The 21,732-nt window shown below is 57.1% G+C and carries 22 protein-coding genes; 13 read left to right on the top strand and 9 right to left on the bottom strand.

The genetic code is table 11. From position 1 onward, the window contains the following. The first annotated feature begins 43 nt into the window (after positions 1 to 43). From yihX to fabY, 4 genes are read left to right on the top strand one after another with little or no spacing between them, the layout of a single operon-like run. On the top strand, positions 44 to 643 hold the full coding sequence (yihX, locus tag BFV67_RS21830; protein WP_008501839.1) for a glucose-1-phosphatase: 600 nt from the start codon (positions 44 to 46) through the stop codon (positions 641 to 643). Next, positions 637 to 1,518 carry a virulence factor BrkB family protein gene (locus BFV67_RS21825; RefSeq protein WP_021242790.1) on the top strand — a complete coding sequence of 294 codons (882 nt, stop codon included), beginning with the start codon at positions 637 to 639 and terminating at the stop codon, positions 1,516 to 1,518. Before yihX ends, BFV67_RS21825 begins: the two co-directional genes overlap by 7 nt. Then, positions 1,515 to 1,952 (top strand): D-aminoacyl-tRNA deacylase, encoded by a 438-nt coding sequence (dtd, locus tag BFV67_RS21820; RefSeq protein ID WP_008501836.1) that lies wholly within the window; start codon positions 1,515 to 1,517, stop codon positions 1,950 to 1,952. The genes BFV67_RS21825 and dtd overlap by 4 nt, the downstream gene beginning before the upstream one ends. 44 nt (positions 1,953 to 1,996) lie before the next feature. Beyond that, positions 1,997 to 2,938, top strand: coding sequence for a fatty acid biosynthesis protein FabY (gene fabY / locus BFV67_RS21815; RefSeq protein ID WP_023326334.1), 942 nt, complete (start codon positions 1,997 to 1,999; stop codon positions 2,936 to 2,938). 8 nt (positions 2,939 to 2,946) lie between these two features. Here fabY and BFV67_RS21810 read toward each other — a convergent pair whose 3' ends face one another. The 5 genes from BFV67_RS21810 to fdnG all read right to left on the bottom strand — a co-directional run bounded on the left by BFV67_RS21810 (position 2,947) and on the right by fdnG (position 9,610). After that, entirely contained in the window at positions 2,947 to 3,867 is a 921-nt protein-coding gene (locus BFV67_RS21810; protein WP_069598899.1) for an alpha/beta hydrolase, read from the bottom strand. A 219-nt stretch (positions 3,868 to 4,086) separates the two neighbouring features. Then, complete coding sequence (fdhE, locus tag BFV67_RS21805) at positions 4,087 to 5,016, bottom strand: formate dehydrogenase accessory protein FdhE (RefSeq protein ID WP_008501833.1); 930 nt, start codon at positions 5,014 to 5,016, stop codon at positions 4,087 to 4,089. Next, positions 5,013 to 5,648 carry a formate dehydrogenase cytochrome b556 subunit gene (gene fdoI, locus BFV67_RS21800; protein ID WP_008501832.1) on the bottom strand — a complete coding sequence of 212 codons (636 nt, stop codon included), beginning with the start codon at positions 5,646 to 5,648 and terminating at the stop codon, positions 5,013 to 5,015. Before fdoI ends, fdhE begins: the two co-directional genes overlap by 4 nt. Further along, the gene (gene fdxH, locus BFV67_RS21795) at positions 5,645 to 6,547 is read right to left on the bottom strand and encodes a formate dehydrogenase subunit beta (protein ID WP_008501831.1); all 903 of its coding nucleotides are present in this window, start codon (positions 6,545 to 6,547) and stop codon (positions 5,645 to 5,647) included. The genes fdoI and fdxH overlap by 4 nt, the downstream gene beginning before the upstream one ends. A 12-nt stretch (positions 6,548 to 6,559) precedes the next feature. Next, positions 6,560 to 9,610 (bottom strand): formate dehydrogenase-N subunit alpha, encoded by a 3,051-nt coding sequence (gene fdnG / locus BFV67_RS21790; RefSeq protein ID WP_088728449.1) that lies wholly within the window; start codon positions 9,608 to 9,610, stop codon positions 6,560 to 6,562. Between the two features lie 371 nt (positions 9,611 to 9,981). On the opposite strand from fdnG, the gene fdhD reads away from it, so the two are divergent. Continuing rightward, a complete protein-coding gene (gene fdhD, locus BFV67_RS21780) occupies positions 9,982 to 10,818 on the top strand; it encodes a formate dehydrogenase accessory sulfurtransferase FdhD (RefSeq protein ID WP_021242794.1) in 837 nt (278 codons plus the stop codon). A 114-nt stretch (positions 10,819 to 10,932) separates the two neighbouring features. Then, positions 10,933 to 11,145 carry a YdgH/BhsA/McbA family protein gene (locus tag BFV67_RS21775; RefSeq protein ID WP_014072382.1) on the top strand — a complete coding sequence of 71 codons (213 nt, stop codon included), beginning with the start codon at positions 10,933 to 10,935 and terminating at the stop codon, positions 11,143 to 11,145. 40 nt (positions 11,146 to 11,185) lie between these two features. Here BFV67_RS21775 and BFV67_RS21770 read toward each other — a convergent pair whose 3' ends face one another. Then, complete coding sequence (locus tag BFV67_RS21770; protein WP_069598898.1) at positions 11,186 to 11,509, bottom strand: AzlD domain-containing protein; 324 nt, start codon at positions 11,507 to 11,509, stop codon at positions 11,186 to 11,188. Next, positions 11,509 to 12,168: an AzlC family ABC transporter permease gene (locus tag BFV67_RS21765; protein WP_023293608.1), complete on the bottom strand. Its 660-nt coding sequence runs from the start codon at positions 12,166 to 12,168 to the stop codon at positions 11,509 to 11,511. Before BFV67_RS21765 ends, BFV67_RS21770 begins: the two co-directional genes overlap by 1 nt. A gap of 102 nt (positions 12,169 to 12,270) precedes the next feature. On the opposite strand from BFV67_RS21765, the gene BFV67_RS21760 reads away from it, so the two are divergent. The 6 genes from BFV67_RS21760 to yiiM all read left to right on the top strand — a co-directional run bounded on the left by BFV67_RS21760 (position 12,271) and on the right by yiiM (position 18,898). After that, complete coding sequence (locus BFV67_RS21760; protein ID WP_069598897.1) at positions 12,271 to 12,819, top strand: helix-turn-helix domain-containing protein; 549 nt, start codon at positions 12,271 to 12,273, stop codon at positions 12,817 to 12,819. A gap of 17 nt (positions 12,820 to 12,836) precedes the next feature. Continuing rightward, positions 12,837 to 13,832 carry a LacI family DNA-binding transcriptional regulator gene (locus BFV67_RS21755; protein WP_059363892.1) on the top strand — a complete coding sequence of 332 codons (996 nt, stop codon included), beginning with the start codon at positions 12,837 to 12,839 and terminating at the stop codon, positions 13,830 to 13,832. A 103-nt stretch (positions 13,833 to 13,935) separates the two neighbouring features. Beyond that, positions 13,936 to 16,059: an alpha-galactosidase gene (locus tag BFV67_RS21750; RefSeq protein ID WP_069598896.1), complete on the top strand. Its 2,124-nt coding sequence runs from the start codon at positions 13,936 to 13,938 to the stop codon at positions 16,057 to 16,059. A 44-nt stretch (positions 16,060 to 16,103) separates the two neighbouring features. After that, positions 16,104 to 17,369 (top strand): MFS transporter, encoded by a 1,266-nt coding sequence (locus BFV67_RS21745; RefSeq protein WP_045416893.1) that lies wholly within the window; start codon positions 16,104 to 16,106, stop codon positions 17,367 to 17,369. A 162-nt stretch (positions 17,370 to 17,531) separates the two neighbouring features. Beyond that, positions 17,532 to 18,152, top strand: a complete 621-nt coding sequence (gene sodA, locus BFV67_RS21740) for a superoxide dismutase [Mn] (protein WP_003861999.1) — start codon at positions 17,532 to 17,534, stop codon at positions 18,150 to 18,152. A 71-nt stretch (positions 18,153 to 18,223) separates the two neighbouring features. After that, the gene (gene yiiM, locus BFV67_RS21735) at positions 18,224 to 18,898 is read left to right on the top strand and encodes a 6-hydroxyaminopurine reductase (protein ID WP_069598895.1); all 675 of its coding nucleotides are present in this window, start codon (positions 18,224 to 18,226) and stop codon (positions 18,896 to 18,898) included. A gap of 53 nt (positions 18,899 to 18,951) precedes the next feature. Here the strand turns inward: yiiM and cpxA are convergent, their stop codons facing one another. Together cpxA and cpxR are read right to left on the bottom strand one after the other, a co-directional pair. After that, positions 18,952 to 20,325, bottom strand: a complete 1,374-nt coding sequence (gene cpxA / locus BFV67_RS21730) for an envelope stress sensor histidine kinase CpxA (RefSeq protein ID WP_003862003.1) — start codon at positions 20,323 to 20,325, stop codon at positions 18,952 to 18,954. Then, positions 20,322 to 21,020 (bottom strand): envelope stress response regulator transcription factor CpxR, encoded by a 699-nt coding sequence (gene cpxR, locus BFV67_RS21725; protein WP_006179159.1) that lies wholly within the window; start codon positions 21,018 to 21,020, stop codon positions 20,322 to 20,324. Before cpxR ends, cpxA begins: the two co-directional genes overlap by 4 nt. A gap of 150 nt (positions 21,021 to 21,170) precedes the next feature. Here cpxR and cpxP point away from each other — a divergent pair, with 150 nt between their 5' ends. Next, a complete protein-coding gene (cpxP, locus tag BFV67_RS21720) occupies positions 21,171 to 21,677 on the top strand; it encodes a cell-envelope stress modulator CpxP (RefSeq protein WP_008501818.1) in 507 nt (168 codons plus the stop codon). Positions 21,678 to 21,732: the final 55 nt, after the last annotated feature.

The following is a 21,732-nucleotide window of genomic DNA, read 5'->3' as shown; positions in this document are numbered from 1 at the left end:
ATTCCCGCTACAGTTACCTCTCCACGGCGAGCAGGAGATAAACATGCTTTATATCTTTGATTTAGGAAACGTCATCGTCGATATCGATTTTAATCGCGTGTTGGGTGCATGGAGCGATTTTAGCCGCGTGCCGCTGGCGACCTTAAAGCAGAACTTCGCGATGGGCGAGACCTTCCACCAGCATGAGCGCGGTGAAATCAGCGATGAAGCATTCGCTGAACGTTTCTGCCAGGAGATGGGGCTTTCGTTAAGCTATGAACAGTTTTCCCACGGCTGGCAGGCGGTATTTGTGGCGGTTCGCCCTGAGGTGATCGACATCATGCACAAACTGCGCGAGCAGGGGCATCGGGTCGTTGTGCTGTCAAACACCAACCGACTGCACACCACGTTCTGGCCTGAGGAGTACCCTGAAGTTAAGGCGGCGGCAGATAAGATCTACCTCTCGCAGGAGATGGGGATGCGTAAGCCTGAAGCGCGAATCTATCAGGCTGTTCTGCAGGCAGAGGGATTCACCGCGGCCGATGCGGTCTTTTTCGACGACAACGCCGATAATATAGAGGGAGCTAACCAGTTGGGTATTACGTCAATTCTGGTGACCGGAAAAGAGACGATACCAGACTACTTTGCGAAGCAGCTATGCTAAAAACCGTTCATCAAAAAGCCACGCACCATACTCGCCCGCTGCGGGCCTGGCTGAAACTGCTCTGGCATCGGATTGATGAGGACAATATGACCACGCTGGCGGGTAACCTCGCCTACGTGTCGTTGCTCTCATTAGTGCCTCTGGTGGCAGTCATCTTTGCCCTGTTTTCCGCCTTTCCGATGTTTGCGGATGTCAGCCTGCAGCTTCGTCATTTTGTCTTCGCGAATTTCATTCCGGCAACCGGGGATGTCATCCAGAACTACATTGAGCAGTTTGTTGCTAACTCCAGCAAGATGACGGCAGTGGGGGCATGCGGTCTTATTGTCACCGCGCTGCTGTTGATGTACGCCATCGATAACGCGCTGAACACGATCTGGCGGAGTAAAAAAGCGCGGCCAAAGGTCTATTCCTTTGCCGTGTACTGGATGATCCTCACGCTGGGGCCGCTGCTGGCCGGGGCGAGCCTCGCGATCAGTTCGTATCTGCTCTCCCTGCGCTGGGCGAGCGATTTAAACGGCGTGATTGATAATGTGCTTCGCATCTTTCCGTTGATCCTGTCGTGGCTCTCGTTCTGGCTGCTCTATAGCGTGGTGCCGACCACGCGCGTGCCTAACCGCGATGCGGTCGTGGGGGCGCTGGTGGCGGCGTTGCTCTTTGAGCTCGGTAAGAAAGGGTTTGCCCTTTACATCACCATGTTTCCGTCCTATCAGCTGATTTACGGCGTGCTGGCGGTGATCCCCATTTTGTTTGTCTGGGTCTACTGGACCTGGTGTATCGTCTTGCTTGGTGCTGAAATAACTGTCACTCTCGGTGTATACCGCGAACTTAAAAAAGCAGCAGAAGCTGAAAAACAACAAGAAGCAGACCAACCATGATTGCATTGATACAGCGCGTAACCCGTGCCAGCGTCACCGTGGAGGGAGAGGTGACGGGTGAAATTGGCCCAGGACTTTTGGTGTTGTTAGGTGTCGAAAAGGATGATGACGAACAAAAAGCCAACCGCTTGTGTGAGCGCGTGCTGGGCTACCGTATTTTCAGCGATGCGGAAGGCAAGATGAACCTGAACGTCCAGCAGGCGGGCGGCAGCGTGCTGGTGGTTTCCCAGTTTACGCTGGCAGCGGATACCGAGCGCGGCATGCGCCCGAGTTTCTCGAAAGGCGCCGCGCCGGATCGTGCAGAAGCGCTTTACGAGTACTTTGTTGAGCGTTGTCGCCAGCAGGAAATGAATACGCAAACCGGACGATTCGCTGCAGATATGCAGGTATCGCTGGTGAACGATGGCCCCGTCACATTCTGGCTCCAGGTATGAGCATACTTACGGCGTGGCCGCGGGTAACAAGAGAGAGTACAGCTATGTATCACCTTCGAGTACCGCAAACGGAAGAAGAGTTAGAAGCCTATTACCAGTTCCGCTGGGAAATGCTACGCAAGCCATTACATCAGCCAAAAGGCTCTGAGCGCGACGCCTGGGACGCGATGGCCCACCATCAGATGGTGATGGACGAAGAGGGCAACCTTGTGGCCGTCGGGCGTTTGTATATCAACGCCGATAACGAAGCGTCTATTCGCTTTATGGCGGTTCATCCCTCCGTGCAGGACAAAGGTCTGGGGACGCTAATGGCGATGACCCTGGAATCCGTCGCCCGTCAGGAAGGCGTTAAGCGCGTCACCTGTAGCGCCCGCGAAGATGCCGTGGAGTTCTTCGCTAAACTCGGTTTTGTGAATCAGGGTGAAATCACAACCCCGCAAACCACCCCGATTCGTCATTTTTTGATGATCAAACCCATCGCCACGCTGGACGATATTCTGCATCGCGCCGACTGGTGCGGACAGCTGCAGCAGGCCTGGTATCAGCACATTCCGCTTAGTGAAAAAATGGGCGTACGCATTCAGCAGTACACCGGACAAAAATTTATTACCACCATGCCGGAAACCGGCAACCAGAATCCGCACCACACCCTGTTTGCCGGAAGTCTTTTCTCACTGGCCACGCTCACCGGCTGGGGGCTTATCTGGCTGATGCTGCGCGAGCGCCATCTGGGCGGGACCATCATTCTGGCCGATGCCCACATTCGCTATAGCGCGCCGATAAGCGGCAAGCCGACCGCCGTGGCCGATCTGGGATCTCTGGGTGGCGATCTTGACCGTCTGGCACGCGGTCGCAAGGCGCGCGTACAAATGCAGGTTGAACTGTTTGGCGATAAAACGCCGGGCGCGGTGTTTGAAGGCACCTACATTGTTCTTCCGGCGAAGCCTTTTGGCGCGTATGAAGAGGGCGGGAACGAGGAGGAGTAATCTCCTGTTTACGCTCCCCGGGCGTGCTGAATCCGCCCGGCGATATCCCGCATAATATCTCGCGCTGATTTGCTAATTCCACCAAGCTGGAAGAAGCCATGTATTACTCCCAGCCATCGCTGAGCGGTACACGTCACTCCTTGCTCCGTGAGGCGTTGAAACAGTGCCTCGCCTTCATCGCATAACGGATCGTACTCAGCGGTAACGATATGGACAGCTGGCAGGCCGCTGAAGTCTTCTCGCCACAGCGGGCTAACCTCAGGATGCTTACGGTCGGCTCCAGCCAGATATATTTCATAGCCGCTCAGCAGGGTATCGCGAGTTATTACGTAATCCAGGCCGTTGAGGGTATAGCTTTCAAAACTGGCCGTGGCGTCGAGCATGGGGTAGATAAGAATAAGCTGTACAGGCTGCCAGAGCCCTTTAGCCTTAAGCCGCAGCGCCGTTACCAGCGCAAGATGTCCCCCCGCGCTGTCTCCACAAAGTGTAATCCGGTTTTTATCCACGCCCAGTTTGTCCGCATATTGCCAGACCAGATCTGCACCTCTTTCCGCATCGTCATGTGCGGCGGGGAAGGTATGCTCCGGCGCCAGCCTGTATTGAATCGCAACCACCCGGCAATTGCCGTAGCAGGCTAACTGACGGAGCTGGTTGTCATGGGTATCAAAGCCGCCGCTGATAAAGCATCCGCCGTGGTAGTAGATGGCAGCAGGCAATAGTTCAGGCGCATTGAGAGGTGAAAATACCCGAATGGTAAGACCCTCAAGAACAAGCGTCTCCACCTGAACGCGCGTTTCGGTCTCCCCGGCAAGCCCTGTGCTGGCAATATAGCCTGCTCGTCGCACCTCAATGCTCTGGCGACGTGACGAGGGCCGCCCTGCAGCGATAAATCCCTGAACCAGCTGTGCAATACCCTTTTCCAGCGCCATGAATAATCCCTTTTACTGTATGGATGAACAGTTTTATAGCCTGGTTTGATTCAAAAGAAAACAAGAATAGTGTTGAAGGCAACAACCTGGAAAGCGGCTCGCAAAGGCGATAACGCGTCTCTCAACGAGAATGGAGAGTATCTGGCATGAAAGGCGGCGGGTATTGCTGTCGAATTACAGGCCGGGCAAGCACGCGCCGCCCGGCACTGTCACAGGGAATTACTCCCCTTCGCCCGGGAACAGGAACGGGTTAATCGAGCTGCGGGCAAAACCCTCCTGCTCCATCTTCGCGTCCAGAATCAGCGAGGCGAGATCGTCGGCCACCGCTTCGACTTTCGGGTCCTTTTCCTGATAGAGAATCTTCAGGTAGGTGCCGCAGTCGCCGCAGCTTTCGGCTTTCACCGCCGCGTCTTCGTTTTCCAGCGACCAGTAGTTCAGATCGCGGGTCTGCTCGCAGTTGCTGCACTTGATGCGCACCACGTGCCACTCGGTTTCACACAGGTTGCAGTGCAGGTAGCGCAGCCCCTGAGTGGTGCCGATTTGCACCATGCTCGATACCGGCATAGAGCCGCATACCGGGCAGAACTGGCGCGCCTCGCCGTATTCGGCGCGAGCTTTGCCCGGGATCAGGCTGGCCATTTGTGCCCAGTAGAGCGACAGGGCTGCCCAGATAAACGGCGCCTTATCGCTGCTGACCAGCGAGAAGTCGGACGCGAACAGCGCGCTCGCCATCTCTTCAAGCTCTTGTTCGGACGCTTTTTCCAGATTCTCAATGACCGCCAGCGCGGTTCCGCTCATTTCCGGCTTCAGCTCGGCAATCAGCGAATGCAGCAGCTTTTGCCAGTGCTTGTCGCGCGGCAGGACGTGAATGTCCAGCGGCGGCTTGCCCTGCGCGTTGGCTTCTTTGATCCGCGCGGTCAGGTCCATTTGCAGCGGGTGGTCGTACAGCACCACTTCCTGCGCGTGGGCGACCAGCGCGGCAAAACGCAGAAAATCGCCCAGCGGGTTGTTCTCTGCCAGCTCGCGCAGACGCTCTGCGCGGCGGTTGTAGAGGTTCTTGAGTCTGGGGAATAACAACGGCGGAATATAATCCGCCGTGCGTTTCTCGCTCGACCCCAGCTCATCTTGCGGGATTATGCGAATACTCATTCAGATGACTTTTCCTGTTTCTGGCGGACTTCACGGTACCAGCGCGGGTGATGTTTCTTCGCCCACGTGCTGGTGACCCATCCCTCCACCATCGCGGTAATGGTGCCTTTCACCCAGAGGGCGGCGTAGATATGCACCATGATAACCACAATTAACGCCACTGCGGCAAATGAATGCAGCATCAGCGCGAATCGGATCACCGGGATTGAGAAGGCAGGCGCAAAGTACGGACGCCAGATGATCACGCCGCTGACCAGCAACAGGACCAGGAAGATAATCGCCGCCCAGAATACGCATTTCTGGCCGAAGTTATAACGCCCGGTGTCACCCACTTCCTCGTTGACGACGATCTTACGAATATTCTTCGCCCAAAAGATATCATCCCGATTGATTAGGTTATGGTGCCAGTAGCGGAAAAACATGATGATGAACGACGCGAACATGATGACGCCCACAAACGGGTGCAGGATGCGCGCCAGCTGTGGTGTCCCCATGATCTGCATCAGCCAGTTGAAGGACGGGAAGAAGAACCCCAGCCCGCTTATCGCCGCCAGCATGAAGCAGAAGGCGGTGACCCAGTGGTTGATGCGTTCCGGCGCGGTGTAGCGCACGATGGTGTCACGTTTTCTCATTTGCGCACCTCGTCTTTCTCTTCATGCAGGTTGTCGTCTTCCTCTTCCGCGCGGTTCGGACCGACGCCGACGTAGTGGAAGATGCTCGCTGCAAAGGTGGCAGCAAAGCCCACCGCTGCCAGCGGTTTCCAGATGCCTTTCCAGAACTTCACGGTGGCGCTGATTTCCGGGTTCTCCGGCAGGCCGTGATACAGGTTCGGCTTGTCGGCGTGGTGCAGCACGTACATCACGTGCGTACCGCCTACCCCGGCCGGATCGTACAGGCCCGCGTTGTCGTAACCACGGGTTTTCAGCTCGCCCACGCGCTCTGCCGCCAGCGTTTTCATATCCTCTTTAGAACCAAAGTGGATGGCGCCGGTTGGGCAGGTCTTCACGCAGGCAGGCTCCTGGCCGACGGTAACGCGGTCCACGCACAGGGTGCATTTGTAGACGCGGTTGTCTTCCGGGTTCAGGCGCGGTACGTCGAACGGACAGCCCGCGATGCAGTAGCCGCAGCCAATGCACTGCTCGGACTGGAAGTCGACGATGCCGTTGGCATACTGAATGATAGCCCCTTCTGACGGACACGCCTTCAGGCAGCCCGGATCCGCACAGTGCATACAGCCGTCTTTGCGGATAAGCCATTCCAGCTTGTCGTTCTGCTCCACTTCCGAGAAACGCATCACCGTCCAGGACTTGGCGGTCAGGTCCGCCGGGTTGTCGTACACCCCGACGTTGTGACCCACTTCGTCACGCAGGTCGTTCCACTCAGAGCAGGCCACCTGACAGGCTTTACAGCCGATACAGGTGGTCACGTCGATAAGCTTCGCCACTTCCTGCTGGTGGTCCCGCGCCTGAGGCGCGGGCGTGAAACCGTTAGTCGCGGAACGACGGATAATGTCTTGAGATTGATAAGCCATAAGTCGTCTCCGTTACACCTTTTCCACGTTCACGAGGAAGGCCTTAAACTCCGGCGTCTGCGTGTTCGCATCACCGACGAATGGCGTCAGGGTGTTCGCAATAAACCCTTTCTTCGCCACGCCCTCATAGCCCCAGTGAATTGGGATGCCGATGGTATCCACCTGCTGACCGTGAACGTTCAGCGTGCGAATACGCTTGGTCACCACTGCCTTGGCTTTGATATAGCCACGGTTAGAGGAGACCTTCACGGTATCGCCATGGGCAATGCCGAGCTTGTTCGCCAGCTTCTCGCCGATCTCCACAAACTGTTCCGGCTGCGCGATGGCGTTAAGCAGCGCGTGTTTGGTCCAGTAGTGGAAGTGCTCGGTCAGACGGTAAGTGGTGCCCACGTACGGGAACTTGTCCTTTTTACCCAGCGCTTCAAAATCGCTCTTGAAGATACGGGCTGCCGGGTTAGAAACCACGTTCGGGTGCAGCGGGTTGGTGCCCAGCGGCGTCTCAAACGGCTCATAGTGTTCCGGGAACGGACCTTCCGCCATCTTATCGATAGCGAACAGACGCCCCATCCCTTCAGGCTGCATGATAAATGGCCCGACGTCGCTGCCTGGTGCGGCAGTGCTGTAGTCCGGAATATCCACGCCGCCCCATTTCGCACCGTCCCACTTCAGCAGCTGACGCTTCGGATCCCACGGGTTGCCCTGCGGGTCAGCGGACGCGCGGTTATAGAGGATACGGCGGTTGAGCGGCCATGCCCATGCCCAACCCAGCGTATTGCCCAGACCCGACGGGTCGGCGTTATCGCGGTTGGCCATCTGGTTGCCTTTCGGCGTCCAGCTACCGGCAAAGATCCAGCAGCCGCTGGAGGTGGTGCCGTCGTCACGCAGGTGCGCGAAGGTACTGAGCTGATCGCCTTTCTTCGCCAGCACGGTGCCGGTGGCCGGGTCGATAACGTCCGCCAGCGCCTTACCGTTGCTCTCCATCGCCACTTCTTCCGGCGCTGGGTTTTCCGGCGTCGAGTAGTTCCAGGTCATGTTCAGCACAGGCTCAGGGTTCGCGCCGCCTTCAGCCGCATACATCTTACGCAGGCGTAAGAAGATACCGGCCAGGATCTCGCCGTCGTTCATGGCGATGCCCGGGGCGTCCGCGCCTTTCCAGTGCCACTGCAGCCAGCGCCCGGAGTTGACGATAGAGCCGTTCTCTTCCGCAAAGCAGGTCGATGGCAGACGGAACACTTCGGTCTGAATCTTCGACGGATCGACGTCGTTCGATTCACCGTGGTTCTGCCAGAAGGTCGAGGTTTCGGTATTGAGCGGGTCAATCGTCACCAGGAACTTCAGTTTCGACAGCGACTCAACAACCTTGTTCTTGTTCGGGAACGAGGCAACCGGGTTAAAGCCCTGGCACAGATAGCCGTTCACTTTGCCCTGGTGCATCATCTCGAAATACTGCAGAACGTCGTAACCTTTATCCCACTTCGGCAGCCAGTCAAAGCCCCAGCTGTTTTCCGCCGTTGCTTTGTCACCGAAGAACGCTTTCATCATCGAGACGAAGAACTTCGGATAGTTGCCCCAGTAGTTCACCTGGCCTTCAAGCAGCGGTTTAGGCGTGCTGGCCGTCAGGTAGGTTTGCAGGTCGGTCTGTTTCTCGCTTGGCAGGTTCATGTAGCCCGGCAGGCTCTGAGACAGCAGGCCGAGGTCGGTCAGACCCTGAATGTTGGAGTGACCGCGCAGGGCGTTCACGCCGCCGCCTGCCATCCCCATGTTGCCGAGCAGCAGTTGCACCATCGCCATGGTGCGGATGTTCTGCGCGCCGATGGAGTGCTGCGTCCAGCCGAGGGCGTACAGGAACGACGCGGTTTTGTCTTTCGCGCTGGTTTCGGCGATCAGCTCGCACACCTTCAGGAAGTCCGCCTTCGGCGTACCGCAGATGTTTTCGACAACCTCCGGCGTGTAGCGGGAGACGTGCTCTTTCAGCAGGTTCCACACGCAGCGCGGGTGTTGCAACGTGGTGTCACGCTTCGCAAAACCTTTCTCATCCAGCTCGTAGTTCCAGCTGGTTTTGTCGTACTTGCGTTTTTCAGCGTCGTAACCGCTAAACAGACCATCTTCGAAGTGGTAATCCTCACGCACGATCAGGCTGGCGTTGGTATAAGCTTCGGTGTATTCGCGGTTGTATTTTTCGTTGGTCATCAGGTACAGCAGTACGCCTGACAGGAAAGTGATGTCAGTACCTGAACGAATAGGGGTGTAGAAATCCGCCACTGACGCTGTACGCGTGAAGCGGGGATCGATCACAATCAGTTTCGCACCGTTGTGGATTTTGGCTTCCATCGCCCAGCGGAACCCGACAGGGTGCGCTTCAGCGGCGTTACCGCCCATCACCACAATGAGGTTGGCGTTCTTGATGTCGACCCAGTGGTTGGTCATCGCACCGCGACCAAATGTTGGAGCAAGACTTGCTACCGTTGGTCCGTGTCAGACACGCGCCTGGTTGTCGACCGCGAGCATACCGAGTGCGCGCGTAAATTTCTGGGTTAAATAACCGGTTTCGTTGCTGGAGGCAGAGGCACACAGCATCCCGGTGGAGAGCCAGCGGTTGACCGTGACGCCGTCGGCGTTTTTCTCAACAAAGTTGGCATCGCGGTCTTCTTTAATCAGTTTAGCGATGCGGTCAAACGCCTCTTCCCAGCTGATTTGCTGCCATTTGTCGGAACCCGGCGCGCGGTATTCAGGGAATTTCAGGCGGCTTTCGGAGTGGATAAAGTCCACCAGACCGGCCCCTTTCGGGCACAATGCGCCGCGGTTAACCGGGTGATCCGGGTCGCCTTCGATATGGAAAATAGACGCTTTGGCGTTTTTAGCACCGTCGCCGAGGCTATACATCAACAGCCCGCAACCGACAGAGCAGTATGTACAGGTATTACGGGTTTCACGGGTGCGCAGCAGTTTATACTGCCGCGTTTCCGCCAGCGCTACGCCGGGTGCAAAGCCCAGTGCCGCTGCCGTGGTGCCTGCCATACCGCCAGCGCAGATCTTAAAGAACTGCCTTCTGCTGACCTGCATGGGTCACTCCTTGTTTCGACATTGCTTACATATGTAGTTTTGACTTCGCGGTTGAAGAATGACCGCAAAGGAAAAAATTTGCGTTAATCCCTCAATTCCACGAGGGATATCATCAGAATACCACATTGTCGGTACAGCTGTTCTAATGGCGTTAATACAAAGTGAACGTATTATCACCATGTTGATTATAAAGTGTGATATTGATCACGTTAACAGCTCTGCATGTTAAAGCGGTGTAGCCGGTGGCAGGTTGCACCCCTGCTAAATGAGTAGGAGAATGGTTGTCGAAAAGTTGATCCATACTATGCGTACAGCCTGTGGTTTATGCTGCAATAGCACGCTCGCTTCCGTGGTTGTTCAGGAATACCGCTGTGTCTAAACAAAACCGTGATCCCCACTCGTCACCCCTGCCTGCCGGCATTGTGGAACTGTCGGTACACCGACCGCCCCACATAACCGATGCCATACCCGATTTTCTGGCCGAAGAAGTGCCCGTTGCGCTCGTTTACAACGGCATATCGCATGTGGTGATGATGGCGTCTCCGAAAGATCTTGAGCTGTTCGCCATCGGTTTTTCCCTCTCGGAAGGCATCATTGAGCATCCGCAAGATATCTATGGCATGGACGTGGTGCAGGCCTGCAACGGCCTGGAAGTGCAAATCGAGCTCTCCAGCCGCCGCTTTATGGGGCTGAAAGAGCGTCGTCGCGCGCTGGCCGGGCGTACCGGCTGCGGCGTGTGCGGCGTTGAGCAGCTCAACGATATTGGCAAACCTGTTTCACCACTGCCGTTTACTCAGACCTTTAATCTGGCGCACCTCGATCCTGCGCTTGAGCACCTTAACGATGTACAGCCTATCGGCCAGCTCAGCGGCTGCACGCACGCGGCGGCGTGGGTATTGCCGTCGGGAGAGATTGCCGGTGGGCATGAAGACGTGGGCCGCCACGTGGCGCTGGATAAGCTGCTCGGTCGTCGTGCGCGTGAAAGTCAGATCTGGCAGCAGGGCGCGGCGCTCGTTTCCAGCCGGGCCAGCTACGAGATGGTGCAAAAGTCCGCCATGTGCGGTGTGGAAATTTTGTTCGCGGTGTCGGCGGCGACCACGCTGGCGGTAGAGGTAGCGGAGCGCTGTAACCTGACGCTGGTGGGTTTCTGCAAGCCGGGAAGGGCGACGATTTATACCCATCCTCAGCGATTAATAGTTGATCAGTAATTTTGAATGATATTAGCAAATCCTTCCGCTTTTAGTTGTTCGCGATGAGGTCTAGTATTTATCTCATCAAGGCACGGTGCCTTACCTGAACAACTTAATGAAAGGGTTTATATTATGAAAAGCATCAAAACTTTTGTCGCTGTAATCGCTCTGGCTACTTCTTTCGGTTCTTTCGCTGCGCAGACTGTGACCGCAACCGCCTCTACCATTGATGGTGCAGAAGCGAAAATCGCGGCTCAGGCTCAGGAAGCGGGCGCGTCATCGTACAAAATTACCCAGGCATTCTCCGGTAACCGCGTACACATGACTGCTGAACTGAATAAATAAGCGAGTCACACCGTCGAAAGAGCGCCCCCGGGGCGCTTTTTTAGTTTATGCCCGCCACGCGCAGCAATGCCGTCACCACCGCCGCGGCCACAATGACCACGATTAACGGCATTTTCCGCCAGGCCAAAAACACCGCAAACACCACGCCCAGCACGCGCGCCATGCCCGCGAAGTGTTCTCCCTCATAAAAGGTGGTCGCCAGCGCGACGGAGAACAGCAATACCGTTGCCGCATCTGACAGCAGCGCCTGAGAACGCTCCGACAGCGCCAGCCGGTTGCCGAGTTTGGCGCCGCCAAGGCGCATTAAATAGGTTCCGGCAGAAAGAATGGCGATGCCGAGAATAAAGATCGTCATGTTTTCCATTATTTTTTCCTCGCGGCAAGACCGAGTAAAGAGAGCAGTACCGGTAATCCCACCGGGGCAAACGGTACGGCGGCCAGCGATAACACGGCGCCGCTGCAGGCGCGGATCAGCGTGGTACGGTTTTTAAAAGCGGGAACCACTAATGCCAGCAGAATGGCCGGAAATACCGCATCCAGCCCGATGGTTTCTGGGTCCGGCAGCAGCTTGCCGACCATAGCCCCCAGCAGTGCGCCAAGCGGCCAGACGAGGGCGACGCCTAAGCCGCACAGCCAGTAGGCGGCTTTACGCTGCTCGGCGGTTTTTTGCGATAGGCCAAACACCACGCTTTCATCGTTCATGATGTGGCAGCCCAGCAGGCTCAGACCGCGCTTGCCCACCAGCTCTCGCACCGTCACGCCAAACGGCACGTGGCGCGCGTTGACCAGCAAACCTGCCGCCGCGGCCGCCAGCGGATTGCCGCCGCTCGCCACGATGCCGATAAACATGAACTCAGACGCGCCCGCCAGCACGGTAATGGAGAGCACAAACGGCACCCAGACCGGGAAACCGTAGGCCATCGCCAGCGAGCCGTAGGACATCCCGACCACGCCCACCGCCAGGCAGACCAGAATGATTGCTTTTATGGTGTCGCCTTTTAGACAAGAGAGATGATGCTTCATACAATTTTAGCCATATCGAACGTGTATCCATTATAATGAACGCAACGAAACTGATTTTCAAGACGAACGATTCGTTCGTTTTATAGAACAAGAGGCCGTTATATGACGCAGCCGATCAGCCTGATCGCCAAAAGTCTGGTGCGAGAACGCCTGCGAACCGGGCTTTCACTGGCGGAAATTGCCCGCCGTGCCGGGATCGCAAAATCCACGCTTTCCCAGCTGGAGTCCGGCAACGGTAACCCTAGCCTGGAAACGCTGTGGTCGCTCTGCGTGGCGCTGGATATTCCTTTCGCCCGTTTGCTTGAGCCACAGTTGCCGACCACGCAGGTGATCCGCCGTGGAGAAGGGACAAAAGTGGTGGCTGGACAGGCTAACTATGAAGCCATTTTACTGGCGGCATGCCCCCCCGGCGCGCGCCGCGATATCTATCTTCTGATGACCCAACCGGGAGCAGACCGTATTTCACAGCCGCATCCGCCGGGCTCGGTTGAACATATTATTGTGACGCAGGGGCGGGCGCTGGTCGGCCTGCTCGACGCGGCGGAAGAGCTCGGCGCAGGGGATTACATTTGTTATCCCGCCGATCAGCCGCATATCTTCAAGGCCCTGGAGCCAGACACTTACGCGCTGCTGGTGGCGGAACAAAACTAACGAAGATAGGGAAAATCATGTCGCTCAAAGCCATCGCCAAAGAACTGGGGCTCTCTGTTACCACCGTCAGCCGCGCCCTCAACGGATATGACGACGTCTCCGCCGAGACGCGCGCACGCGTGGAAGCAGAGGCCCAGCGCCGTGGTTACCGACCGAACACCTTCGCCCGCCGCCTGAAGATGGGCAAAATTGACGCCGTTGGGCTGGTGTTCCCGGTCCATCCTGTTCCGCTCAATAACAGCGTATTTATGGACATGGTCGGCGAAATTAGCCACGAACTGGCGCGACATGAAATCGATTTGTTGCTGATTGCCGATGACGATCTGGCCGATAAACACAGCTATATGCGCATGGTGCAAAGCCGCCGCGTGGATGCGCTGATCGTGGCACACACGCTGGATCGCGATCCCCGTCTTGAGCAGCTGCAGGCCGCCGGTTTTCCTTTCCTGGCGCTCGGGCGCAGCCATCTCCCGCAGCCGTACGCGTGGTTCGACTTCGACAACTATGCCGGTACGTACAATGCGACCCGCTGGCTGATCGGAAAAGGCCATCAGCGCATTGCCCTGCTGGGCGAAAGCAACAATCAGGCATTCATCACCCAGCGCCGTCAGGGCTATCTGGACGCGTTGCGGGAAGCCGGGCTTTCCAGCGAATGGCTGCGCGCCATGCCCCCTTCACGCCGGGTGGGGTATGCCACCACGAAAGAGCTTCTCTCGCTATCGCAGCCGCCCACGGCCATCATTACCGACTGCAACACCCACGGCGACGGCGCGGCGATGGCGCTGGCGGAGCTGGGCCGCCTGACCGGCGAGAACGCCGTTGCGCTGGTGGTTTATGACGGGCTTCCGCAGGACAGCATCGTCGACGCTGACGTGGCGGCAGTGATCCAGTCCACCCGTCAGGGCGTCGGGAAACAGATTGCCGATATGGTTCGCCAGCTGATCAACGGCGAGGCGATCGAGCAGCTCCAGGTGCTCTGGCAGCCCGAATTCTCTCCCGGCCAGACGGCCTGAATCTCTCCATTTTCTAAACCCGATCACAAATCCGAAACGTTTTGGTTTGTATCCGAAACGTTTCGGATCAAAACTCAAGTCATCCCATGACAGGAGATGTCTGATGCAAGATTCCATTTTACGACTCGAAAGCGCGACGGTGGATGTGGTGATAAAAACGCACCCGTTCGCCGAAATTATTTACTGGGGGCCGCATCTTCAGCACTTTTCGCCGCAGAATGCTGAAACCCTTTCCCGGCCAGTTGCCAACGGCAGGCTGGATGTGGATTCTCCGGTCACGCTGATGGCCGAGCTGGGGCACGGCCTGTTTGGGTCGCCCGGTATTGAAGGGCATCGTCTGGGCCGGGACGGTTCGCCTGTCTTTAGCACCACAGACGTCCAGCAGCAGGGCCAAACCCTGACGATTACGGCAGAAGATGAACATGCGGGCCTGCGGCTGACCAGCGAGCTGGCGCTTGACGCCAGCGGCGTGCTGGCGGTGCGTCACGGCTTAACCAACCTGAAAGCGCAGGCGTGGCAGGTGGACCGTTTTGCCATAACGCTACCCGTGGCCGAACGCGCGCGGGAGGTCCTCGCCTTCCACGGACGCTGGATCCGGGAATTTCAGCCGCACCGCGTGACGCTTGAGCACGACAGCTTTGTGATTGAAAACCGCCGGGGTAAAACCTCCCACGAGCACTTCCCGGCGTTGATTGCCGGTACGCCGTCATTCAGCGAAATGCACGGCGACGTCTGGGGCGTGCATCTGGGCTGGAGCGGCAACCACCGCCTGCGTGCGGAAGCCAAAACCGACGGCCGCCGCTATCTGCAGGCTGAAGCCCTCTACCTGCCGGGCGAAATGGCGATTGAGGAGGGCGACACGCTCTGGACGCCGCGCCTGTATGCAAGCTACTCCGCACGGGGCCTGAACGGCATGAGCCAGCAGTTTCACCATTACCTTCGCGACAACGTTATCCGCTTCCCCGAAAGCAAACCGCGCCCGGTTCACCTCAATACCTGGGAAGGCATCTACTTTAACCACGACCCGGACTACATCATGCGCATGGCCGACGAGGCGGCCGCGCTGGGCGTGGAGCGCTTTATCATCGACGACGGCTGGTTCAAAGGTCGCAACGACGACTACGCCGCGCTGGGTGACTGGTATCTGGACGAGAAGAAGTACCCGAACGGCCTCACGCCGGTCATCAGCCATGTGAAACAGCTCGGCATGGCGTTTGGCATCTGGGTTGAGCCGGAGATGATTAACCCGGATTCCGATCTTTATCGTGCGCATCCCGACTGGGTGCTGGCGTTGCCCGGCTACAGGCAACATACCGGGCGGCACCAGCTGGTGCTTAACCTGAACATTCCGCAGGCGTTTGATTATCTGGTGGAGCGCATGAGCTGGCTTCTGGGTGAACATGAGGTCGACTACGTGAAGTGGGACATGAACCGTGAGCTGGTGCAGCCGGGTCACGACGGGAAGGCCGCCGCCGACGCGCAAACCCGCCAGTTTTATCGCCTGCTGGACGTGCTGGGCAAGCGTTTCCCGCACGTCGAATTTGAATCCTGCTCCTCCGGCGGGGGGCGAATTGATTATGAGGTGCTGACGCGCTGCCACCGCTTCTGGGCCTCGGACAACAACGATGCGCTGGAGCGCAACGCTATCCAGCGCGGCATGAGCTACTTCTTCCCGCCGGAGGTGATGGGGGCGCATATCGGTCATCATAAATGTCACGCCACCTTCCGCCAGCACAGCATTGAATTTCGCGGTCTGACGGCGCTGTTTGGCCATATGGGGCTGGAACTGGATCCCCTTACCGTTGATGAGCAGGAGCGCGAAGGTTATCGCCGTTACGCCGCGCTGTATAAGCAGTGGCGCGAGGTTATCCATCAGGGCACCCACTGGCGCGTGGATATGCCGGATGCCACTACGCTGGCACAGGGTATTGTGAGCGAAGATAAAACGCAGGGACTGTTTATCGTGAGCCAGCTCGCCATGCCGGACTACACGTTGATGATGCCGCTGCGCATGCCGGGGCTTGAGGCCAGCGCGCAGTATCGTATTTCGCTGCTCGATCACCCTGAGATTCGCATCACCGGTGAGGGAGGCCATACCATGCGCAAGCTGCCGGCATGGATGGAGGCCCCGCAAACGGCGAGCGGTGAGTGGCTGATGCAGGCGGGCATTGCGCTGCCGATTCTCGATCCGGAAAGCGCCATCCTGATTGGCGTGGAACGCGTGTAAAGGTGACGGGCCGGGAAACTGGCCCTCCGTTGAGGATAAAAATAATGAACACAACAACCTGTACCCACAAAGACAACCCTAATTTCTGGATTTTCGGGCTGTTCTTCTTTCTCTACTTTTTCATCATGGCCACCTGCTTTCCGTTCCTGCCGATCTGGCTGTCGGATATCATCGGCCTCAATAAAACCCATACCGGCATCGTCTTCTCCTGCATCTCACTCTCGGCCATTGCCTTCCAGCCGGTGCTTGGGGTGATCTCGGATAAACTGGGGCTGAAAAAACACCTGCTGTGGATCATCTCCGTGCTGCTGTTCCTGTTTGCCCCTTTCTTCCTCTACGTCTTTGCGCCATTACTGAAAGCTAACATCTGGCTGGGCGCGCTGAGCGGCGGCATTTATATCGGCTTTGTCTTTTCGGCGGGCTCAGGGGCCATTGAGGCCTACATTGAACGCGTGAGCCGTAACAGTTTCTTTGAGTACGGCAAGGCGCGCATGTTTGGCTGCCTCGGCTGGGGGCTGTGCGCCTCCACGGGCGGGATCCTGTTCGGCATCGATCCGTCGTATGTTTTCTGGATGGGTTCGGCGGCGGCGCTGCTGTTGATGCTGTTGCTGGTGGTCGCAAAGCCAAGACCCAATCAGACGGCGCAGGTGATGAATGCGCTGGGTGCCAACCAGCCGCAGATCACCGCGAAAACGGTCTTTAGCCTGTTCCGTCAGCGCAGAATGTGGATGTTTATTCTGTACGTGATTGGCGTGGCCTGCGTCTACGACGTTTTCGACCAGCAGTTTGCTACCTTCTTCAAAACGTTCTTCACCACGCCGCAGGAGGGCACTCGCGCCTTTGGTTTTGCGACCACTGCCGGGGAAATCTGCAATGCGATCATCATGTTTTGTTCACCGTGGATCATTAACCGCATCGGCGCGAAAAACACGCTGCTGATCGCCGGGGTGATTATGGCGACGCGCATTATCGGCTCGTCGTTTGCCACCACCGCCGTAGAAGTGATTGCCCTGAAGATGCTGCACGCGCTGGAGGTGCCGTTCCTGCTGGTGGGGGCCTTCAAGTACATCACCGGGGTGTTTGATACGCGTCTTTCGGCGACTATCTATCTGATTGGCTTCCAGTTTGCCAAACAGTCGGCGGCAATCTTCCTCTCCGCGTTTGCCGGGAATATGTATGACCGGATCGGTTTTCAGGAGACATACCTGATGCTGGGCTGTTTCGTGCTGGCGATTACGGTGGTGTCGGCGTTTACGCTCAGCAGCAGGGAGGAGATAGCGGCGGGCAATAAGGCGCTAGAAGTCCATTAACACCCTGAACCCATTCACTATTCCGGCGTTGGTCAAAAAATGAATAACCTTATAAAAACTACGGCATTGATAATCATTTTCAATATCATTTAATTAACTATAATGAACCAACTGCTTACGCGGCATTAACAGCTGTGCCGCCCGACAATAATGGAGAGGATTATGAGTTATACACTGCCATCCCTGCCGTATGCCTACGACGCACTGGAACCGCATTTCGACAAGCAGACGATGGAAATCCATCATACTAAACACCACCAGACCTACGTGAACAACGCGAACGCCGCGCTGGAAAGCCTGCCTGAGTTCGCTAACCTGCCTGTTGAAGAGCTGATCACCAAGCTGGACCAGCTGCCAGCGGACAAGAAAACCGTGCTGCGCAACAACGCGGGCGGTCACGCTAACCACAGCCTGTTCTGGAAAGGCCTGAAAACCGGTACTACCCTGCAGGGCGACCTGAAAGCGGCTATCGAGCGCGACTTCGGTTCCGTTGACAACTTCAAAGCGGAGTTCGAGAAAGCCGCTGCAACCCGTTTCGGCTCCGGCTGGGCGTGGCTGGTACTGAAAGGTGACAAACTGGCCGTGGTTTCTACCGCGAACCAGGACTCCCCGCTGATGGGTGAAGCGATCTCTGGCGCATCCGGCTTCCCAATCCTGGGTCTGGACGTGTGGGAACACGCTTACTACCTGAAATTCCAGAACCGTCGCCCAGACTACATTAAAGCGTTCTGGGACGTGGTGAACTGGGACGAAGCAGCAGCGCGTTTCGCCGCTAAAAAATAAGGTTGCATTGACGCCTGTGAGAAGCGAGTCTGATGGCTCGCTTTTTTTGTATCTGCGTAATGGAGGCAGCGATGCATTATCCGGTGAATGTATTTACAGGCAAGGTAAGGGAGTACGACGGCAGCCGCCCGAGCGCCATCGCCAAAATTCAGGTCGACGGTGAGCTGACGTTAACCGACCTCGGGCTTGCGGGTGACGAGCAGGCCGAAAAGAAGATCCACGGTGGGCCCGAGCGCGCGCTGTGCCACTACCCGCGCGAGCACTATCAGTACTGGAAGGCGGAGTTCCCCGAGCAGGCGGATCTCTTCGCTGCTCCCGCGTTTGGTGAAAATCTCTCCACTGAAGGGCTCACCGAAAAGAACGTGTTTATTGGTGATATCTACCGCTGGGGCGATGCCCTGATTCAGGTGACGCAGCCGCGCTCGCCGTGCTTCAAGCTCAACTACCATTTCGGCATTCATGACATGTCGGCTCAGATGCAAAGCGTGGGTAAAACCGGCTGGCTGTACCGGGTGGTGCTGGCTGGGCAGGTTTCAGCGGATGCGCCGCTTGAGCTGGTATCACGCCTGAGTGAGGTGTCTGTTTACGACGCCTGCGCCATTGCGTGGCATATGCCGTTTGATGACGAGCAGTATCATCGCCTCCTGTCGGCGGCGGGGCTGTCGACCAGCTGGACAAGAACGATGCAGAAACGGCGTTTAAGCAGCAAGATCGAGGATAATTCGCGGAGGTTGTGGGGTAAATAGACCTCCGTAAAAAGTAGGCCGGGTAAGGCGAAGCCGCCACCCGGCACTAACAGCTACGAACGCTTATACAACGGTAGCCACAGCGTTAACCGCAGCCCACCCAGCGGGCTGTCGTCGGCTTTCACCCAGCCGCGGTGCTGCTGCATGGCGGTTTCCACAATCGCCAGCCCCAGTCCCGTACCGCCCGATTCCCGGTCGCGCGCCTCGTCGGTGCGGTAGAACGGACGGAAGATCTGCTCGCGGTCTTCCGGGCTGACGCCAGGACCGTCGTCGTCGACGATGACGGTGATCCCGTCTTTATCCACCGAGAACGCTACCTCAATCTTCGTGTGCGAGTAGCGCAGGGCGTTACGCACGATATTTTCCAGCGCGCTTTCCAGCGCGTTGGGGTTACCGTACAGCGGCCACGGGCCCGGCGGGAAGTTAACGGTGAAGGATTTGCCCATCTGCTCCGCTTCGAACGCCGCGTTATCCAGCACTTCATGCCACAGATGATTGGCTTTCACCGTTTCGCTCACCAGCGCGTTTTTCTGCTGATTGCGCGACATGACCAGCAGATCGTTGATCATGCTGTCCAGACGATGCGCTTCGGTTTCGATGCGCTCCAGCTCTTTGCTTTCTCCGCTGCGGCGACGCAGCAGGGCGGTACCCAGCTGTAAGCGCGTGAGCGGGGTACGCAGTTCGTGCGAGATATCCGACAGCAGGCGCTGCTGGGCCGTCATCATGCGATCGAGCGCGCTCACCATCTGGTTGAAACTGGTCCCGGCGGCCAGGAACTCCTGCGGTCCGGACTCCAGTTCCGGGTGCTGCCTCAGGTTGCCCTGCGCCACTTCGTCGGCGGCGTTTTTCAGCTTACGTGCGGGTTTTGCCAGGCTCCACGCCAGCCATAACAGCAGCGGCGAGCTGACCAGCATCGTGACAATCAGCAGCAGGAGAGGGCGGTCAAACAGCAGGTTGATAAAATCGGACTGGGAGCTGCTCGCGGGGCGAATCAGGTAGAGCTGATAGTTATCCTCGCCATCTCTGACGGAGAACGGCCCCACCATCTCTACGCGGCCATATTTTTTCTTCTGGGGGTGATCGGCATTATCTGCCTGGCCAATGAAGTTGCGGATGATCTGCATTTCATTGCGATCGGCGCCAATCACGCGGCCTTCGCTGGTCACCAGCAGCAGGCGTTGTCCGGGCGGCGCCCACTTGTCGATAGCGCGAAATAGCCTGCGCCACCACATCAAATCGTTTGGCGGATCGTTTGCCAGCTCGGCTTCCACGTGCTGCTCGATCATCACGCCCTGACGTTGCTCGCTGTCGAGCAGCTCCGTCATCTGGCGTGAGTCGAGTTTTGGCAACATCAGTACGAGCATTAAAACCAGTGCCAGCGTCAACCAGAAGATGGCGAAGATGCGGGCGGTTAAGCTTCCTATCATGAAGCGGAAACCATCAGATAACCGCGACCACGCAGGGTTTTAAACCATGGGTGACCGTCTTTACGCTCCGGCAGCTTACGGCGCAGGTTAGAGATGTGCATGTCGATGGCGCGGTCAAACGGGGTCAGACGTTTGCCCAGCACTTCCTGACTTAAATGTTCACGCGATACCACCTGGCCGAGGTGCTGCGCCAGCAGATACAGCAGGGTGAACTCGGTGCCGGTGAGTTCGAGCGTCTGGCCATCAAAGCTCGCTTCCTGGCGGCCCGGATTCAGGCTCAGGGAGTCGACTTCAAGGGTCGGTGAACTGTTGTCCGTATTTTGCTGCTGCTCGCTCCAGTGGGAACGACGCAGGATCGCGCGAATACGGGCGACCAGTTCGCGGTCGTTAAACGGCTTCGGTAAATAGTCATCCGCGCCCAGCTCAAGGCCGAGTACGCGGTCGAGTTCGCTGCCGCGCGCGGTCAGCATGATAACGGGAGTCTGGTGTGTCTGGCGAAGCTCTTTCAGCGTATCAATGCCGTTTTTCTTCGGCATCATCACGTCGAGCAAAAGTAAATCGATGCTGTCGTCAAGGAGACTCAGCGCCTGCTCGCCATCATGGGCAACCAGGACGTTGAAACCTTCCATGTCGAGCAACTCCTTTAAAAGAGATGTGAGCTCTCGGTCATCATCAACTAACAGGATTTTATTCATTGTTTAAATACCTCCGAGGCAGAAATTACGACATCAAGGCTGTCTAATCCATGACTTTACGTTGTTTTACACCCCCTGACGCATGTTTGCAGCCTGAATCGTAGACTGTCTCTCGTTGAATCGCGACACGAAAGATTTTGGGAGCAAGTGATGCGCAAAGTTACCGCTGCCGTCATGGCCTCAACGCTGGCGTTCAGTGCGTTTAGCCAGGCTGCTGTAGCTATCATCAGCGATAACGGTTCCTCACAAGAGGGCGCAACGCAGAACAGCAGCCAAAGCCATATGTTTGACGGCATAAGTTTAACCGAACATCAGCGTCAACAGATGCGAGATCTGATGCAGAGGGCGAGACACGACCAGCCCCCTGTTAATGTTAGCGAAATGGAGACAATGCATCGCCTTGTCACCGCAGAAAATTTTGACGAAAGCGCTGTGCGCGCTCAGGCCGAAAAAATGGCACAGGAACAGGTTGCTCGCCAGGTAGAGATGGCGAAGGTCCGCAACCAGATGTTCCACCTGCTAACGCCGGAGCAGCAAGCGGTTTTGAACACCAAACATCAGCAGCGTATGGATCAGCTGCGTGAGGTTGCACGGATGCAGCGAAGCTCAGAAACCTCGTTTTTCAGTAGCAATAGCAGTACCCGTAGTAACCAGTAAACCCTGTTTTCCTTGCCATAGACACCATCCCTGTCTTCCCCCACATGATGTGGGG

The organism is Enterobacter roggenkampii, from assembly GCF_001729805.1.
Lineage (GTDB): Bacteria > Pseudomonadota > Gammaproteobacteria > Enterobacterales > Enterobacteriaceae > Enterobacter > Enterobacter roggenkampii.
This window is presented reverse-complemented; position numbering and strand designations above follow the sequence as displayed.

Bases quoted from the DNA above. Each gene is read 5' to 3' on its own strand.
- fdxH (WP_008501831.1), bottom strand. From the start codon at position 6,547: ATGGCTTATCAATCTCAAGACATTATCCGTCGTTCCGCGACTAACGGT.
- BFV67_RS21810 (WP_069598899.1), bottom strand. From the start codon at position 3,867: ATGGCGCTGGAAAAGGGTATTGCACAGCTGGTTCAGGGATTTATCGCT.
- fdoI (WP_008501832.1), bottom strand. From the start codon at position 5,648: ATGAGAAAACGTGACACCATCGTGCGCTACACCGCGCCGGAACGCATC.
- BFV67_RS21745 (WP_045416893.1), top strand. From the start codon at position 16,104: ATGAACACAACAACCTGTACCCACAAAGACAACCCTAATTTCTGGATT.
- BFV67_RS21755 (WP_059363892.1), top strand. From the start codon at position 12,837: ATGTCGCTCAAAGCCATCGCCAAAGAACTGGGGCTCTCTGTTACCACC.
- dtd (WP_008501836.1), top strand. From the start codon at position 1,515: ATGATTGCATTGATACAGCGCGTAACCCGTGCCAGCGTCACCGTGGAG.
- BFV67_RS21770 (WP_069598898.1), bottom strand. From the start codon at position 11,509: ATGGAAAACATGACGATCTTTATTCTCGGCATCGCCATTCTTTCTGCC.
- fdhE (WP_008501833.1), bottom strand. From the start codon at position 5,016: ATGAGTATTCGCATAATCCCGCAAGATGAGCTGGGGTCGAGCGAGAAA.
- yiiM (WP_069598895.1), top strand. From the start codon at position 18,224: ATGCATTATCCGGTGAATGTATTTACAGGCAAGGTAAGGGAGTACGAC.
- cpxP (WP_008501818.1), top strand. From the start codon at position 21,171: ATGCGCAAAGTTACCGCTGCCGTCATGGCCTCAACGCTGGCGTTCAGT.
- cpxA (WP_003862003.1), bottom strand. From the start codon at position 20,325: ATGATAGGAAGCTTAACCGCCCGCATCTTCGCCATCTTCTGGTTGACG.
- BFV67_RS21760 (WP_069598897.1), top strand. From the start codon at position 12,271: ATGACGCAGCCGATCAGCCTGATCGCCAAAAGTCTGGTGCGAGAACGC.
- fabY (WP_023326334.1), top strand. From the start codon at position 1,997: ATGTATCACCTTCGAGTACCGCAAACGGAAGAAGAGTTAGAAGCCTAT.
- BFV67_RS21825 (WP_021242790.1), top strand. From the start codon at position 637: ATGCTAAAAACCGTTCATCAAAAAGCCACGCACCATACTCGCCCGCTG.
- BFV67_RS21775 (WP_014072382.1), top strand. From the start codon at position 10,933: ATGAAAAGCATCAAAACTTTTGTCGCTGTAATCGCTCTGGCTACTTCT.
- BFV67_RS21750 (WP_069598896.1), top strand. From the start codon at position 13,936: ATGCAAGATTCCATTTTACGACTCGAAAGCGCGACGGTGGATGTGGTG.
- yihX (WP_008501839.1), top strand. From the start codon at position 44: ATGCTTTATATCTTTGATTTAGGAAACGTCATCGTCGATATCGATTTT.
- cpxR (WP_006179159.1), bottom strand. From the start codon at position 21,020: ATGAATAAAATCCTGTTAGTTGATGATGACCGAGAGCTCACATCTCTT.
- BFV67_RS21765 (WP_023293608.1), bottom strand. From the start codon at position 12,168: ATGAAGCATCATCTCTCTTGTCTAAAAGGCGACACCATAAAAGCAATC.
- sodA (WP_003861999.1), top strand. From the start codon at position 17,532: ATGAGTTATACACTGCCATCCCTGCCGTATGCCTACGACGCACTGGAA.